General features: G+C 69.1%; 12 protein-coding genes. 4 read left to right on the top strand and 8 right to left on the bottom strand.

Annotation, left to right across the window (positions count from 1 at the left end; all coding sequences use genetic code 11):
* Nucleotides 1-3 precede the first annotated feature (3 nt).
* From DDT93_RS02775 to DDT93_RS02760, 4 genes are read right to left on the bottom strand one after another with little or no spacing between them, the layout of a single operon-like run.
* Nucleotides 4-987, bottom strand: coding sequence for a glycosyltransferase (locus DDT93_RS02775; protein ID WP_109464257.1), 984 nt, complete (start codon nucleotides 985-987; stop codon nucleotides 4-6).
* Nucleotides 988-1,010: 23 nt separating this feature from the next.
* Nucleotides 1,011-1,988 carry a glycosyltransferase family 2 protein gene (locus DDT93_RS02770; RefSeq protein ID WP_109464256.1) on the bottom strand — a complete coding sequence of 326 codons (978 nt, stop codon included), beginning with the start codon at nucleotides 1,986-1,988 and terminating at the stop codon, nucleotides 1,011-1,013.
* A gap of 13 nt (nucleotides 1,989-2,001) precedes the next feature.
* Nucleotides 2,002-2,916 carry a glycosyltransferase family 2 protein gene (locus tag DDT93_RS02765; RefSeq protein WP_109464255.1) on the bottom strand — a complete coding sequence of 305 codons (915 nt, stop codon included), beginning with the start codon at nucleotides 2,914-2,916 and terminating at the stop codon, nucleotides 2,002-2,004.
* Between the two features lies 1 nt (nucleotide 2,917).
* Nucleotides 2,918-4,156, bottom strand: coding sequence for an oligosaccharide flippase family protein (locus tag DDT93_RS02760; RefSeq protein WP_109464254.1), 1,239 nt, complete (start codon nucleotides 4,154-4,156; stop codon nucleotides 2,918-2,920).
* Between the two features lie 227 nt (nucleotides 4,157-4,383).
* Between DDT93_RS02760 and DDT93_RS02755 the strand changes: the two genes are divergently transcribed.
* Nucleotides 4,384-5,598 (top strand): polysaccharide biosynthesis/export family protein, encoded by a 1,215-nt coding sequence (locus DDT93_RS02755; RefSeq protein WP_109464253.1) that lies wholly within the window; start codon nucleotides 4,384-4,386, stop codon nucleotides 5,596-5,598.
* On the opposite strand, the gene DDT93_RS02750 is transcribed toward DDT93_RS02755, so the two are convergent.
* From DDT93_RS02750 to DDT93_RS02735, 4 genes are all read right to left on the bottom strand, one after another.
* Nucleotides 5,595-8,159 carry a hybrid sensor histidine kinase/response regulator gene (locus tag DDT93_RS02750; RefSeq protein ID WP_109464252.1) on the bottom strand — a complete coding sequence of 855 codons (2,565 nt, stop codon included), beginning with the start codon at nucleotides 8,157-8,159 and terminating at the stop codon, nucleotides 5,595-5,597. The genes DDT93_RS02755 and DDT93_RS02750 overlap by 4 nt on opposite strands.
* A 13-nt stretch (nucleotides 8,160-8,172) precedes the next feature.
* Entirely contained in the window at nucleotides 8,173-8,685 is a 513-nt protein-coding gene (locus tag DDT93_RS02745; RefSeq protein WP_109464251.1) for an oxidoreductase, read from the bottom strand.
* Nucleotides 8,686-8,783: 98 nt separating this feature from the next.
* Complete coding sequence (locus tag DDT93_RS02740; protein ID WP_109464250.1) at nucleotides 8,784-9,674, bottom strand: UTP--glucose-1-phosphate uridylyltransferase; 891 nt, start codon at nucleotides 9,672-9,674, stop codon at nucleotides 8,784-8,786.
* Between the two features lie 23 nt (nucleotides 9,675-9,697).
* Entirely contained in the window at nucleotides 9,698-11,113 is a 1,416-nt protein-coding gene (locus DDT93_RS02735; RefSeq protein ID WP_408607902.1) for a WecB/TagA/CpsF family glycosyltransferase, read from the bottom strand.
* Between the two features lie 355 nt (nucleotides 11,114-11,468).
* Between DDT93_RS02735 and DDT93_RS02730 the strand changes: the two genes are divergently transcribed.
* The 3 genes from DDT93_RS02730 (at nucleotide 11,469) to DDT93_RS02720 (ending at nucleotide 15,008) form a co-directional block, all read left to right on the top strand.
* On the top strand, nucleotides 11,469-12,080 hold the full coding sequence (locus DDT93_RS02730; protein WP_109464249.1) for a response regulator transcription factor: 612 nt from the start codon (nucleotides 11,469-11,471) through the stop codon (nucleotides 12,078-12,080).
* A 130-nt stretch (nucleotides 12,081-12,210) separates the two neighbouring features.
* Nucleotides 12,211-13,689, top strand: coding sequence for a GumC family protein (locus tag DDT93_RS02725; RefSeq protein ID WP_109464248.1), 1,479 nt, complete (start codon nucleotides 12,211-12,213; stop codon nucleotides 13,687-13,689).
* Nucleotides 13,686-15,008: a capsular biosynthesis protein gene (locus tag DDT93_RS02720; protein WP_109464247.1), complete on the top strand. Its 1,323-nt coding sequence runs from the start codon at nucleotides 13,686-13,688 to the stop codon at nucleotides 15,006-15,008. The genes DDT93_RS02725 and DDT93_RS02720 overlap by 4 nt, the downstream gene beginning before the upstream one ends.
* Nucleotide 15,009 lies beyond the last annotated feature (1 nt).

Genomic DNA, 15,009 nt, shown 5'->3' with positions numbered 1-15,009 from the left:
AGCCTAGGCGGCCTCCGCCACCCGCTCGCCAACCGAGCGCAGCAGCCGCGACCAGCCGACGCGCGTCGCCGTCTCGGCCTGCAGCGGTTCAAGCGGCCGGGGCTCCTGCCCCACGACCCCCGCCAGCGCAGCGGTCCAGCCCCGGACCGACCCCTCGCGCACCACCTCGGCCCCGTGCACCACGTGGTCCGTCAGCCCGTCCGCGCCCGAGACCAGCAGACGGCGGCCGGCGGCCAGCGCCTCGATGGCGACCAGCCCGTAGGGTTCCCACCGCGAGGGCATGGCGATGACGTCACAGGCCGCGATGGCGGCCGCCGGGTCGGCGGCAAAGCCCCGGAACCGGATGCCAAGATCGCCCCGGGCAAGATACTCCAGCCGCGCCCGCTCCGGCCCGTCGCCGAACAGGTGCAGCTCGACCGCCTCGTGACGCAACCCGCGAAAGGCCTCGATCAGCAGGTCGAACCCCTTCTGCCGATCAAAGCGCCCGACCGCCCCGATCACCAGCGCAGGCCCCTGCGGCGCGGGAACCGCGCGAAAGGCATCGAGCGTCACGCAGGGCTGGATGACCGAGAGTGCACCGGGCTGGACCAGCCCACGCTGCCGCAGCCAGGCCCCCTGCGCGGCGCTCACCGCGACGACCCGGTCGAACAGCGCATAGGCACTGCGCAACAAGGTGTGGAACCGGCGCGGCGCGCTGACGTTGGCCGCCGCGAACCCGGCGCAATAGCTGTGCTCCACATGGATCAGCGGCACCCCGGGATGGGTCGCGCGCAGCAGCATCAGCCCCGGCAGCCCCCGCCACGTCACCGTGAGGTGCGAGACGATGAGGTCGGCCGCCACCGCGCCGGGCACCGGACGGGTCCGCGATACGGTCACCACCTCGTGCCGGGCCTCGCGGGCCAGCACCGGATCATTCGCGAGGAAGTCGAGGTAGCGCATGACGCCGCCCGGCTGGGTGTCGTCGATCAGGTGAACGATGCGAAACATGGCAGGTCTCCTTGGTTCGGTTCTCAGGTCCGTCCGGCAGCAAGCCGGCGCAGCGCAGCCACGGGCCCGGGCCCGACGCGGGCCAGCACCGCAGCGGCAGCAAGGGTCGTCACGGTCTTCAGCGGCTCCTCCGCCAGCGGACGCAGCGAAGCACCGAGCGAGGCGCGCGCCAGCCGCAGCGCCTCGGGTCCATAGCCCGAACTCACCGACCGGCGCGCGAGATAACGCAGCTGGTAGGCCCGTGCCGCCGGGGTGTGCCGCGCGAAGAACTCCGGCGCGAGCGGCGCGAGCTTCTCCACCAGCCGCTCCCACGAGGCATACTGGCGCGCGATCCCGGCCGAGAGCCCGCCGCCCGCGATGCGATAGCGCGTCAGCAGCCCCGGAACGCCCTCGATCTCCCAGTCGGTGGTCAGCGCGATGCGCAGCCAGCACTCGATGTCCTCGGACTGCCGGAACCGCTCGTCGAACCACCAGTCCCGCAGCGTCTCTCCCTCGGGCCGCCAGGCGATTGCGTCCAGTGCCGCGCGGCGCAGCACCACGGCCGATCCGTTGCCGATGGGGTTGCGGCGGAACACGTGGGCCGCCGTGATACCGCGCAGCCGGGGCCGCTGGGCAAGGCCGGTGGACCGGCCCGCCTCGTCGATCATCTCGGAGCCGGAGAAGCTGACCCCCACGGTCGGGTTGGCCACAAGGTGGCGCACATGCGCCTCCAGCTTCTCGGGCCGCCACAGGTCGTCGGCATCGCAGAACCCGATGAATTCGCCCCGGGCGTGGGCAATGCCCGAGTTGCGCGCCCCGGCAAGCCCGCGGTTGGGCTGCTGCACCACCCGGATGCGCGGGTCGCCAAGGCTGCGCGCCACCGCGACGCTGCGGTCGGTCGAACCATCGTCGATCACCACGATCTCGAGTTCCCGGAACGTCTGGGCGCATAGGCTCGCCAGCGTGTCACCCAGGGTCGCGGCGACATTGTAGGCGGGGACGACGATCGTTGCTCTGGGCATGGGATGGCTCCTTTCAACCGGCAAACAGAAACTGGCGCAGGCGGCCCGGCAGCAGTGGCGCACAGAGCGCCGCCGCCACGGTCAGACCACCCCGGCGCAGATCGGACAGAAACCCGGCAGGGCTGAGGATCAGCCCGGTCAGGACGAACCGCAGCGCCTCGACACCCGGCGCACCGACCCGCAGCGCACGCCGCGCGAGGTAACGGCAATAGATCGCCTCGGCGCGCGGATCGGCGCGGAAGCCGAAGCGCTCGGCGGTGGCCAGCGCCGCCCGCCGCCCTGCCCGCATCCGCCCAAGGTCGGAGGACAGGCCAGAGACGCTGGTGCGATAGCGCACGAGGCATCGGTCGAGCCCGACCACGCGGTGCCCCGTGGCGACCAGCCGGATCAGCCATTCGAGGTCTTCGTTGTGGACGAGACGGGTATCGAAACCGCCAGTCTGCGAAAACACCTCGTGCCGCACGGCAAGGTTCGACATGGTGCAGACCGGGTTTTCCGCCAGCAACATCGGCACCGTCAGATCACCCGCCGGCACCGTCGATACAGAGGACGACCGCGTGCCGTCGAAGAAAGCGATCTGGGCGAATACCGCAGCGACCGAGGGTTCGGCAAAGGCCGCCACGAGGCAGGCAAGCTTTTCCGGCTCCCAGAGGTCGTCGGCATCGCAGAAGGCGAGGATGTCACCCCGGGCTTCCGGCAGGGCGAGGTTGCGCGCGGCACTCGGGCCCTTCCCCGGATTGCGCAGCACCCTAACGCGGGTATCCCGTCGGGCCTCGGCCTGGATCAGGTCGAGCGTTGCATCGCTGGAGCCGTCGTCGACGCAGAGCAGTTCCCAGTCGGAGAAGGTCTGCGCGCGCAGGCTCGCCAGTGTCTCCGGCAGGGTCGCCGCCGCGTTGAAACAGGGCATGACGATGGAAAAGCGCGGCATGTCAGACGCTCCCGGCCAGAGGTTTGCGGAAGGCAGGCGCGAGGGTCGGAACCGCCGCCCCGAGCTGTGTGATGGCAGCGACGGCCAGATAGCCCCATGCGATGGCGACCAGACCGTGCGGGGCCAGCAGCGCCGTATTGGCCACCAACGCCAGCGTCATCGCCAGGGTGACGACCAGTTCAAGCTGGGGGCGGTCGTGAGCGCGCAGCCACTGCGCCGCGCCCGACCAGACCACGCCCGGGATCGCCGCAAGACAGAGGATCGAGACGACACCCGACAGCCCCTCCCAGCCCGCGCCGAACAGCAGCGGCACGTAGATCGGCGCCGCCAGCGCCTGAAGGACCACGGCGCCCGAAATCAGCACCGTGCTCATCCCCAGCGCCTGACGCAGAGCGCGCCCGCGGTCACCGGCGGCGCAGAGGTGCGGGAACAGCGCGGTAGAGAATGCCTGCGCAAAGGAATTGGCCAGCCCCAGCCCGGCATTGAACGCCATGAAGTAGAGGCCCAGCATCTCGGCCCCGCCGATGGCGCCGATCACCAGCTTGTCCGCCTGAAACCGCAGAGCCTTGACCACCTCGACTCCAAGCACCGCCCAGCCATAGCGCAGGAACGGTGCCAGCGGCGCGGGGCGCACGCTGCGGTCGGCGCGCCACGGGTGCAGGCGGCGCATGGCGACCAGCCAGATCGGCGCGGAGAGCAGTCTCGGCAGCACAAGCGCGATAGGTCCGGGAAAGGCCAGCGCCATGACCGCGGAGATCACGTTGGCCCCCACCACCTGCCCGGCGGCGATGGCGGCGGTCTGCTTCAGCTTGCCCGCCCGCATCGCCAGCGCGCATTGCACCAGCCCGGCAGGCATGAAGAGGTATTCGCCTGCCAACAGGGCGACCAGCAGGAACAGCAGCGCATTGCCGCTGACCAGCCAGATCACCGCCGCGACGCCGACCTGTAGCACGAAGAGGCCCACGCACCATGCCCAGAAGATTCGGCTGGCGGTGCGGCAGGCGGCAGCCAGCCCGTCCTCGGGCGCCGCGATGATGCGTTGACCGGCGCCGGTCTCGGCCAGCGCCTTGAGAATATCGGCCGCCGCCAGCGCAGTGGCCGCGATCCCGATCGAAACGAGGTCCATCGAACGAGCGACAGCCATGACCACGACCAGACGGGATGCCTTCGCCGCGACCTCTGACAGGCAATACGCCATCAGGTGCCGGAAAAAGGGTCCTAGTCGCTGGATCGTGATCATGACTGTGCCTTCGTGAGTGGTGGCCTGTTGCGGCCACCCTCTGCATAGCCCGCCCGCTCCCTTCCCGTCGTCAGCGCGCCGGGACAGTGCAAAGGCGCAACGGATCAGGAGTCCTATCCGTTCGGATAGGTGGCGCATCCGCCGTCGCGGTAGACGCGCCCGGGTTGCGGTGGTTACAAATGTCGGAAACGAGCGGAAAGAGGTGGCCCTTGACCGGAGCACCCCACATGACAGGCAACCGGACGACCGTGGTGGCGAGCGCGCTCTCGCTGCTTGTCCTCGCCTCCTGTTCGGGGGGAACGCCTGCCAACATGGAACCGGTCTCGCGCGGGGACTCCTATCAGGCCCAGTACCGCGACCTGCCGCACCCGGTGGCGGAAAATCCTGTCCTGCGCTCCGCTTACATGAATTCCGCGCGCTGCACCCAGCAATCGGGCAGCACCGGCGGCAAGGGGTCGGGCTACGTGCCCGGTGCCCTGCGCGGCGAGCTGCTGTCACGCGGCGACCTCGTCGATCTGCGGCTACCGGACGACGCGACCTTCACCGGCGAGTTCGTGGTGTCGCGCGACGGGTTTCTCAAGCTGCCCTTCCTGCCGCCTATCCCGGCCCAGGGCCGGTCAGCCGATCAGGTCAAGGCAGCGATCCGCAGCGCGCTGGTCTCGGGCGGCTACTATGCCGACACGCCCGAGGTTTCGCTGCTGGTGATGGATTTCGCCCCGGCGCGCGTCGGTGTGTCCGGCGCCGTCTTCGAACCGCAGAGCATGGATATCGGCGGCATCGCGGGCGACACCGTGGACAACCGGCGGCAGGCTGCGATCGGCGCTTCGACCGAGGGGCGCAACCTCTCGGTGGCGCTGCGCGGCGCAGGCGGCATCCGCCCCGACGCCGACCTCTCCGCAGTGCGCATCACCCGCGCGGGCACCAACTACACGCTCGACCTGCGCGGCGCGGTCGAGGGGCGCGGCTTCGAGGACGTGATGCTGATGACGGGCGACGAGGTCTACGTCCCCTCCCGGCAATGCTTCCAGGACGAGCTGATGAAACCCGGCCCGCTCAGCCCGCCGGGGATCTCGCTCTACCTCTCGAACCTGACGCAACCCGCCAGCAGCAACGCCACCTCGGCCATCGGACAGGTGGTGCGCGAGGTGCCCTACGGCACGCGCTACATGCAGGCCGTGATCGACGCCAACTGCGTCGGCGGCCCCCGGGCGACCAGCGCCAACCGATCGGCCGCGCTGTTCTCGCGCAATCCGCTCACCGGCAACTCGGTGGTGATCGAACGCAAGGTCGAAGAGATGCGCACCCGCGCCGACCGGGACGACTACGACCCCTACCTGCTGCCGGGCGACTCCATCGCCTGCTACGACAGCAGCGTCACCAACATCGGCGAGATCGGCAAGCTGATCGGGGTCTTCACGCTCGGAACGCTGATCAACAACTAGGCTTGGCTGCGCGCCTGCCACGCCAGCAGCGCCGCGCGGCCCTCCTGCCAGAGCTCGCCAAGCTGCCCAAGGTCCCCGGACGTGACCCCACCGGAATTCGCACCGGTCTCGATACGCCCCAGCGCCTCGCGCAACCGCACCAGCCCGAAGGAGGCACAGGAGCCCGCGCATTTGTGCGCGGCCGCCGACAGTTCTGCGTCGCCCGGATCGGTCCCGGCCAGCCGCGCGATACTGGCGTCAACCTCGGTCAAGCAGCGGCTGATCAGCCGCCCGGTCGCCTCTGGCCCAAGGGTATCGAGCAGATCGGCCAGTTGCGCCTCATCCAGCACGGGCGAGGCGTCGTCCCGCACCGGCTCCCCCTCGTTCGCCTCAGCACCCCGGATCCCGCGCAGCAGCGTGACCAGTGCGGCGCGGTCGATCGGCTTGCTGATGCAGTCATCCATGCCCGCCTCGCGGAACCGCGCGACCTCTTCCGGCAGCGCATGGGCGGTGACGGCGATGATCGGCGTCCCCGCAGAAGGCCCGGCGCCCGCCCGGATTCTCCGCGTCGCCTCCTGCCCGTCCATCACCGGCATCGAGACGTCCATCAGGATCACGTCAAAGGCCCGCGCCTCCGCCCATTCCACCCCGGCCTGCCCGTTCACGGCCTCGGTCACCACGTGACCATCGCTCTCCAGCATGGCGCGGGCCACGAAGCGGTTGATCTCGTTGTCCTCGACCAGCAGCACCTCCAGCGGTTCCCCCGCCGCCGTCTCGGTCACAAGGGTGGCCGGAGCATCCGCGCCCGACGGCACCTGATCCACCCGGGGCAACGGCACGCGGATCCAGAACAGGCTGCCAGCCCCCGGCTCGCTCTCGACCCCGATGGTCCCGCCCATCAACCCGACTAGCCGCCGCGCGATGCCAAGCCCCAGCCCGGTGCCTCCCGCGCGCCGCGCATATGAGGAATCGAGCGTCTCGAAGTCGTTGAAGATCCGCTCCAGATGCTCCGGTGCGATCCCGACGCCGGTATCGACCACCCGGAACTCGACCATCTCACCAGCCCCGCCCAGCCGCTCGACCTCGATATCGATCGAACCGGCCCGGGTGAACTTGATCGCGTTGCCCACAAGGTTCAGCAGCACCTGCCGCAGGCGGCGGGTATCGCCCAGCACCCGGTCCTCCGGTGTCCCGAGCCAGCTCCAGGCAATCTCGTTGCCGCCCTGCGTGGCGAGGGCTGCCGTCGTCTCGACGACCGCATCCAGCAACCGCGAGACCGAGAACGGGCGGCTCTCGGCCGTCAGCTTGCCCGCCTCGAACTTCTCGAGGTCCAGAACGTCGTTCACCAGCCCCAGCAGAAGCCGCCCCGAGGACTGCATGTGGTCCAGCAGGTCGGTCTGCCGCTCCGTCAGGGAATGATCGCGCATCAGCTGCATGGTCCCAAGCAACCCGTTCAGCGGGGTCCGCATCTCGTGGCTCATCAGCGCAAGGAACTCGGCCTTTGCCCGCTCGCCCGCCAGCGCCTTGTCGCGCGCCTCGGTCAGGTCCTCCTCTGCCGCCTTGCGGTGCGAGATATCGCGGATATGCGCGACGTAGATCACCTCGGCATCGTCGTCGGTCCGGTCCATCGACACCTCGACCGGGAACACCCGCCCCGAGGCATCGGTGCCCAGCGTCTCGAACAGCCGTTCCTCCGGCGCGGGGCGGCGCCCGTTGTCGAACACGCGCAGCGGCCCGGCCCTCAACTCGTCGTGGTTCACCTCCGGGAAGTAGAGGTCGAGCGCCCGCCGCCCAAGCGCCTGTTCCCGGGTGTAGCCGAACAGCCGTCGCGCGGCCTCGTTCATGTCAACGATGGCGCCCGCCTCGTCACAGACGATGATCGCATCCACCGCCGCCTCGACAATGGCCCGGACCCGCGCCTCGGAGCTACGGGCCACGTGGGCATGGCGTTCCGCCGTGCGGTAGAGACGCCGAAAGGAATAGGTCAGCAGCGACAGACCGGCGAGCAGCCCGGCGAGGATGATCGAGAGCCGGATCAGCGTGCCGGTGATCTCCGAGCGCTGGCTGTCGGACACCCGGGCAAAGGTCGCCAGACCGAAGAGCGAGAGCTCCCGCACGGTGCCCGCGAGGTCCGCGACCTGCGCCGCCAGATCGGGCAGCGCCGCGATCAGCTGAGCATCGTCGCCGTCGATCAGCGGGACGGTATCGTCAAGAAACGCGCGCACCGCGCCATGCGGTTCCGAGAAGTCGGGCGCGCTCCGCAGCGTCCGGAACACGTCACCCCGTTCCAGCGTGCCGATGCGGCTGTAGAACACGTCGAACCGCCGCCGTACTTCGCCCAGCTGCGCCGGGTCGGCAATGGCCTTGCGCAGCGCCAGTTCCAGCTGCAGCACCTCGACATCGGCCTGGGCCAGGCTCCATTGCAAATTGTCCGAGTTCGCCGTGCTCAGCTCGTCGATCTGGCGCAGGACGACCCACGCCATCCCCGCCACCGTGCCCATGCAAAAGGCCAGCAGCAGGATGATCGCCGATGTCCGGGTCCAGATCGACCGGCGGGCCTTGTCCGGCGGCGTCGTGCTCATCCGCGGGTCCGGCTCACTTCACGGTAATCCGGTCAAGCTGCCAGATGCTGCGGGAATAGATCACCTCGGACTGGTACTCGGTCCGCGAGTCATAGGGGTAGACCACCCATAGCGGCCCCTTGTCCCGCGTCGACATCGGCTCGCCGTTGTTGAGAAAGGCAACGATGGCGCCGCCCTCGCTCCAGTCCGCAATCGGAATATCGACGGCATAGTCGTTGATCGCCTTCGCGCTCAGGACCTCGCCGGTCGCGCCCACCGCATCCATCAGCACATGCAGCGGAACACCGGTGAAGGATTGCACGCCCTCGGTCCAGATGGTCGAGGTCTCGATGGTCACCGGCTCCATGCCCTCCAGCATCGCCATGTCGAAAACGGCGGTGTCCCCCGCGTTCGTCTGCCCGATGGCCCCGCTGACAGTCAGCACCGGTTCGCCCTCGGGCACAGGCAGATCCTGCGCGGCAAGCGGCAGCGGCAGCAAGAGGGCGAGACAGGCAGCGGCCTGCAGGGTACGGGAAAGCAAGGTCATTCGGCATACTCCGGTTGGCTTGCCATGAACTATTGCACAGGTTCCGGTCCCGCGTCATCGGGGCATCGGACTCGCCGACCTATCCGATCGGATAGAGATCAGGCCGCCGCCCGCGGTGCACCCGCCAGACGTTGCCGGAGCGTGCGCGCAAGGTCTGAACCGAGGTCGGCACGCTTCAACGCGAAGGCCACCGTCGCCTCCAGGTAGCCCGGCACCGACCCGCAATCGAACCGTTCCCCCTCGAACCGCAACCCGTGCACCGGCACGCGCCTGGCATCGGCGTTGATCGCATCCGTCAGCTGGATCTCGCCCCCTGCGCCCGGCACGGCGTTTGCCAGCCGGTCGAAGATCGACGGCTCCAGCAGGTAGCGCCCGACCACCGCCAGCCGCGAGGGCGCCAGCGCCGGGTCGGGCTTTTCCACCAGCCCCCGAGCACGGGCCAGCCGCGCGGTCTCTTCGGCCACGTCGAGAATGCCATAGGCCCGCACCGCCTCCTGCGGCACCTCCATCGCCGCGACCATGTGGCCGCCGTGAACCGCGTGGGCCTCGACCATCTGGCGCAGGCAGCCGCGCGGCGCGTCGATCACGTCGTCGGGCAGCATTACCGCAAAGGGCCGATTGCCCACCAGCCGACGGGCCAGCCCCACCGCGTGCCCCAGCCCGCGCGGCACCTCCTGCCGCACGAAGCTCAGCGCGCCCTCGGGCAGTCGGCTCCGTTCGATGGCGGCCAGGGCGTCGGTCTTGCCACCGCTCCGCAGGCGCCGCTCCAGCTCCGGCGCCGCGCCAAAGTGGTTCTCCAGCGCGCTCTTGCCGCCCGAGGTCACAAAGACGAATTCCTCGATCCCCGCCTCGCGCGCCTCGTCCATCGCGTATTCGATCAGCGGACGGTCGATCAGCGGCAGCATCTCCTTGGGCACCGACTTGGTCGCGGGCAGGAACCGGGTGCCAAGACCGGCAACGGGAAAAACGGCAATCTTTACATGGCTCATCGGTCTGTTCCTCATGTCAGGGATCAATAGGCGCCGCGACCGCCGACGACGGCGCGGAAGGTCATGAACACCAGCACGATGTCCAGCAGGATGGAGCGCGCGTTCACATAGGCGAGGTCCATGTCGATCATCTTGTCAAAGCCGATCTCGGCCCGGCCGGAGACCTGCCAGATGCCGGTCAGCCCGGGCTTGACGGCAAGACGGCCAAGCGCGCGTTCGGGATAGGCTGCGACCTCTTCGGGCAGCGCCGGGCGTGGGCCGACGATGGCCATCTCGCCACGCAGCACGTTCAGGATCTGGGGCATCTCATCGATGGAGTAGCGCCGCAGGAACCTGCCGACGCGGGTGATCCGGGGATCGTTGCGCGCCTTGAAGCAGACGCCCTCGCGGTCCGACTGCGACAGCAGCGCCGCCCGGCGCACCTCGGCGTCGCTGTACATCGAACGGAACTTCAGCATGGTGAAGGGGCGGCCGTCGCGCCCGATGCGGGTCTGACGGAATAGGACCGGCCCGGGGCTTTCCAGCCGGATCGCGGCGGCGAGCAGCAGGAACAGCGGCATCAGGCTCAGAAGGGCGAGACTCGAGAGGATCACGTCGATGGCACGGCGGGCAACCGCAAGTCGATCGCGCGAGTGAAAGGCGTCGGCAGCCGCGCGTAGGAGAAAGCTGGCATTGCCCAGCAGGTAGCGTCCCGCCATCCGGCGCGGCTCCATCGCCAGCCGCCATAGCCACTCGCTGCGGGCCTTGCGGACCAGACGCGGAGCCCGGCGCACCTCACCCGCAAGGAAGTCGAAGAGCGCCCCGACCCCCAGCGTGATACGGGCGTCGAGATGGCGCGCATTGCGAGCGAGCCACACGTCCTGCCGCGGCACTCCCATTGCCACCAGCACGATGTCGGGCCGCGCCGCGTTGATCCGCGAGAGGACGCGGCTGGTCCGTGCCGCCCCCTCGAAACCGTCGCAGGTCCCGACCACACGCAGGCCCGGGGTGGCCAGGCACAGGCTGCGCGCGGCGCGCTCGGCCACGCCGGGGCGTCCACCCAGCAGGTAGACCCCCAGACCGCGCCGGGCCGCCTCGGCCAGCAGCGCGGGAACGAAATCGGTGCCGTTCAGGTTCTCGCGGATCTCCTCGCCCCGCATCCGGGCCGCCAGCTCCACCCCGATTCCGTCGGGCAGGATCATGTCGGCGCTGCAGAGCGCGTCACGATAGGCGGCGTCGCGGCTCATGACGTTGGCACAATGGGCGTTCAGAAAGGCCACCCGGCTGGCGCGCCCGGGCACCAGCAGGCGACGGATCACGGCACCGGTCGTGGCGCTGACAACCGGCAGTCCGAATAGTCGGACGTGGTCGAAACGGTCCTCGCCAGTCTGTGCGGCGTGAGGCATGTCCGGTGTGAAGATGGCCGGTGCGACGGCCTCGATCTGGTTCATGTAGGTCATGGGTGCAATCCCTTTTTTGGTTGCGTTTCCATGACCTTGAAGCAGGCAGCCGCACCGTCTCAACGACGCGGGAGGAGAGTCCGGAGCCTCATTCGGAGCGCCTCGGGCACACCGGAACGGGCGGGCCAGACGGACGGGTTGGCCCGCCGTGTCACTCTGACCGGTGACCTATCCTTTCGGACATGGGCGCAGTCCCTCCGCGCCCTGTTTTTGCCACGCTCTTCGCGCCTATTGTGGTCCCCGCCTTGATCAACAGCGATTCTGAGGGGATGAAATGGAACGAATGGAAATTGGACTTGCCCCGTCACTACGTCCTAGCATTGCCGCCGGGGCTGTGACTCCAAAGGGGAGTGAAATGCGAATTCTGATCGCCGACGATCATGATCTTCTACGGGACACTCTTGTCCTCTACCTGCAGAGCGAGGGCGGTTTCGAGACCGTCACCGCGCCGGACTACCCCACCGCCGCCAACCTGGTCGCGGCGGACGCCTTCGATCTGGTGCTGCTCGACTTCTCCATGCCCGGGATGGAGGGGCTGACCGGGCTCGAACGGATCATGGCGATGGAGGGCAACCACCGGGTTGCCATCATCTCGGGCACCGCCAACCGCGAGGTTGCCGAACAGGCCCTCGCCTCGGGCGCCGCCGGGTTCCTGCCCAAGACACTGTCGGCCAAGTCCCTGATCAACGCCGTCCGCTTCATGGCGATGGGCGAGCAATATGCCCCGCTCGACTTTATGCGCGCCGAGGACGACGAGCCCCAGCACCCGCTCGCCGAACTGCTCTCTCAGCGCGAGTTCGAGGTGCTTCAGGGCCTGACCGAGGGCAAGTCGAACAAGGAGATCGCCCGCGATCTCGATATCCGCGAACCCACGGTCAAGCTTCACGTCAAGACGCTCTACCGCAAGATCGGCGCCTCCAACCGGACCCAGGCTGCCATGATCGCGCGCGACAAGGGCCTGTTCTGAGGCCAGACCCGGGGCTCGCCCCGTCCTATCCCCTCGGATAGGAACCTACCCCGCCGCGTGCCCCACGTATCCGTGGGGCAGCGCGCGCCGAAAGGCCCGGCGGTGTATCACCATGGCAAGGAGACTTGCCATGCCCCGCATCCCGACCCTGCCCCGCCCATACTTGCCACGGCTGCTACGCCTGCCGCTACGCGAGCTGTCGTTCGCGCGTCTCCTGCGTGGCGGTCGGCTGAACGACGCGGGCCGCCTGCCGCGCTACGCGGGTCTGTTCGCGCTCGGAGCCCTGTGCATCTGGCTGCCCATCGTCAGCTACCTGCAGACCGCGCCGCTGCGCTACACCAGCGACACCTCCCTTATCCTCCCGGGCTCCGGCGCGGCGGCCTCCGTCAATCTCGACCGCATAGGGCAGGCCTCCTCCTCGGCCAACTCGCCCTTTTCCAGCAGTTCCATCAGCCCGACCGAGACTTACAAGCGCCTGCTGGGAGCAAGCCGCATCCTCGACGCCGCCGCCGCCACGGTCGACATGCGCGCGCAGGACTTCGGCAAGCCCCGCATCCAGCTGGTCGACCAGACCAGCCTGATCCACGTCTCCATCGTCGGCAATTCGCCCGAAGACGCCAAGGCACGGGGCGACGCCCTGCTAAAGGCCTTCTTTACCGAGATCGCGGCCCTGCGCAGCGACGAGGTCTCGCTGCGTCAGGACAGCGGGCGCAGCGCCATCGAGGAATACCGCCAGTCGGTGCTGGCGACCCGCGACGAGATCACCCGCCTGCAACGCGAGACCGGGCTGATCTCGGCCGAGCAATACCACGCGCTCGTCACCGAGGCCGACGAACTGGCCCAACGGGTGCGCGACCTCGGGGCGAGCCTCGAAGAAAAGACCGAGGCCGTCGCCACCCTGCGCACCACGCTCGACACCGATCCCCGGCTTGCCGCGGCGGCCCTGCGGCTGCACGCCGACACCGAGTTCGCGGCGCTGGCCGAAGAGATGTCGCAGAAGGCCGCCGCGCTCTCGGAGGCGCGCAGCCGATACGGCGACCGGCACCCCGAGGTGCGCGCCGCGCTGGCCGGTCACGACACGGCCCGCCGTCAGGCCCGCGCGCGCGCCACGGCGCTGACCGGTCTGAGCGCCGACGACCTCGACACCCTCGACCTCAGCCACGTCGGCAACCGCGCCACCCTGCTTAGCGAGCTTGTCCGTCTCGAGGCCGAGCGCGTGGGCACCGCCGCCGAATACGCCACCATGTCCCAGCGCCTTGAAACGGCCGAGGCGCGCCGCCTCGACCTGATCGAACCGGCGGCACGCCTCGAAGACCTCCAGCGCGATTTTTCCGTGGCCGAAGCCGTCTTTGCCTCGGCGATGGCACGCACCCAGACCAGCAAGGCCGATCTCTACGCCTCCTACCCGCTGGTGCAGGTGCTGGAGGACCCCTCGCTGCCCGACGAACCCTCCTCGCCCAAGCGCAAGCTCGCGCTGGCGGCGGGTATCGCGGCAACCTTGTTCCTGCTGATGGGTCTGTTTCTCGCCTGGCTCCGCCGCCCGCTGATCTCGCGCCTGCTGGCCGAGGGCGACGCGGCGATGCCCGCGAACTTGGTGCCCGCGGAATGAGCCGACCCCGCGACCTGTCTCCCGCCAACGCGGCCGAGGCGATGGTCTACCGCGCGCTGACCTGGACCTGGCCCTTCTACGCGCTCGGCGCGCTCTATGTGGTCGGGCCGGTGCTGGCGTGGTGCCTCGGCGGTCTGGCGGTGCTCTCGCTCTACCTCGGGCCCGCCATCCGCCGCGACCTGCGCGCTACCGGAGCGATTCCGCCTGTCACCACGGCTTGGCTTCTTGGCATGTCCGCCCTGCTGGTGATCCTCTGGATCGGACATATCGACTGGGGCCTCGGGCTCAAGCAGACCATCAAGTCCTCCATCGGCTGGGCCAAGGGCTGGGCCCTCCTCGCCCTCTTCCAGCTCGCCGGTGCGGTGCTGCCGATCCGCCGCGCCATCCTCGTGCGGGCGCAATGCGTCGTCGGCCTTTGGACGCTGGCACTGCTACCCTTCCTCCTCGCCGCCCCCTACGCCGGACTGCCCGAGCGCATCTTCACCTCGCCGCTCAAGGCCATCGGCGGGCCGGGGCCGGAGTACTTCACCGTCTTTCTCTTTACCTTCGACCCGGCCAGCTGGACGCCGCGCTGGCAGTTCTACGCGCCCTGGGCGCCCTTCGCGGCGCTGCTCGGGGTTCTTCAGGTCTGCTTCGCGCTGGAGGAACGCAACCTGCGCTGGCGCAGCATCGGCGTCACGGCAGGGATCGCGATGATCCTGCTCTCGAAATCCCGCATGGGTCTGGTCGGGCTCGTCGCCTGCACGATGGGGCCCCGCCTGCTGCCGCTGGTGCTGCGCGGCTGGGCATGGCAGGCGCTTGCCGCCGCCACCGCCTCGCTCGCCGTTGTCGGCAGCGCGCTGCTGCAGGCCCTGCAGGACGGAGTCGCCGCCTTCAAGGGCGCCCGCGCCGACAGCACGCGGGTCCGCGAAACGCTGCAGCGCATCGCCGGGGAGCGCTGGGAGAACGAGGCGTTCTGGTTCGGCCACGGCACCGTTCAGCCCGGTGCCCATATCGTCGAATACATGATGATCGGCAGCCATCACACGTGGTGGGGGCTGCTCTTCGTCAAAGGGCTGAGCGGCCTGCTGTCCCTGCTGGTGCCGCTGGCCTGGCAGACCATGATCGCCCTGCTGGACGCCGCCCGCTCTCCGCGCGGCCGCCTGCCGCTTTCGATAATGATGACGATCATCCTGCTGTCCTTCGGCGAAAACCTCGAGATCGAGGCCTACATGATCTGGCCCGGACTGGTCGTGCTCGGCATCCATGCAGCCGAACTGCGCGACCTGCGCCAGCCCGCAGAGCAACCTGCTCCCCGGACCGGCGCCGTTTCTGCGTAAG

Origin of the sequence: Albibacillus kandeliae (assembly GCF_003116585.1) — a bacterium.
In the GTDB taxonomy this organism is placed as follows: domain Bacteria; phylum Pseudomonadota; class Alphaproteobacteria; order Rhodobacterales; family Rhodobacteraceae; genus Albibacillus; species Albibacillus kandeliae.
The sequence above is the reverse complement of the archived record's forward strand: the minus strand, read 5'-3'. Positions and strand labels throughout refer to the sequence as shown.

Coding starts and splice junctions, on each gene's coding strand:
- DDT93_RS02775 (WP_109464257.1), bottom strand. CDS start 987: ATGTTTCGCATCGTTCACCTGATCGACGACACCCAGCCGGGCGGCGTC.
- DDT93_RS02770 (WP_109464256.1), bottom strand. CDS start 1,988: ATGCCCAGAGCAACGATCGTCGTCCCCGCCTACAATGTCGCCGCGACC.
- DDT93_RS02765 (WP_109464255.1), bottom strand. CDS start 2,916: ATGCCGCGCTTTTCCATCGTCATGCCCTGTTTCAACGCGGCGGCGACC.
- DDT93_RS02760 (WP_109464254.1), bottom strand. CDS start 4,156: ATGATCACGATCCAGCGACTAGGACCCTTTTTCCGGCACCTGATGGCG.
- DDT93_RS02755 (WP_109464253.1), top strand. CDS start 4,384: ATGACAGGCAACCGGACGACCGTGGTGGCGAGCGCGCTCTCGCTGCTT.
- DDT93_RS02750 (WP_109464252.1), bottom strand. CDS start 8,159: ATGAGCACGACGCCGCCGGACAAGGCCCGCCGGTCGATCTGGACCCGG.
- DDT93_RS02745 (WP_109464251.1), bottom strand. CDS start 8,685: ATGACCTTGCTTTCCCGTACCCTGCAGGCCGCTGCCTGTCTCGCCCTC.
- DDT93_RS02740 (WP_109464250.1), bottom strand. CDS start 9,674: ATGAGCCATGTAAAGATTGCCGTTTTTCCCGTTGCCGGTCTTGGCACC.
- DDT93_RS02735 (WP_408607902.1), bottom strand. CDS start 11,113: ATGACCTACATGAACCAGATCGAGGCCGTCGCACCGGCCATCTTCACA.
- DDT93_RS02730 (WP_109464249.1), top strand. CDS start 11,469: ATGCGAATTCTGATCGCCGACGATCATGATCTTCTACGGGACACTCTT.
- DDT93_RS02725 (WP_109464248.1), top strand. CDS start 12,211: ATGCCCCGCATCCCGACCCTGCCCCGCCCATACTTGCCACGGCTGCTA.
- DDT93_RS02720 (WP_109464247.1), top strand. CDS start 13,686: ATGAGCCGACCCCGCGACCTGTCTCCCGCCAACGCGGCCGAGGCGATG.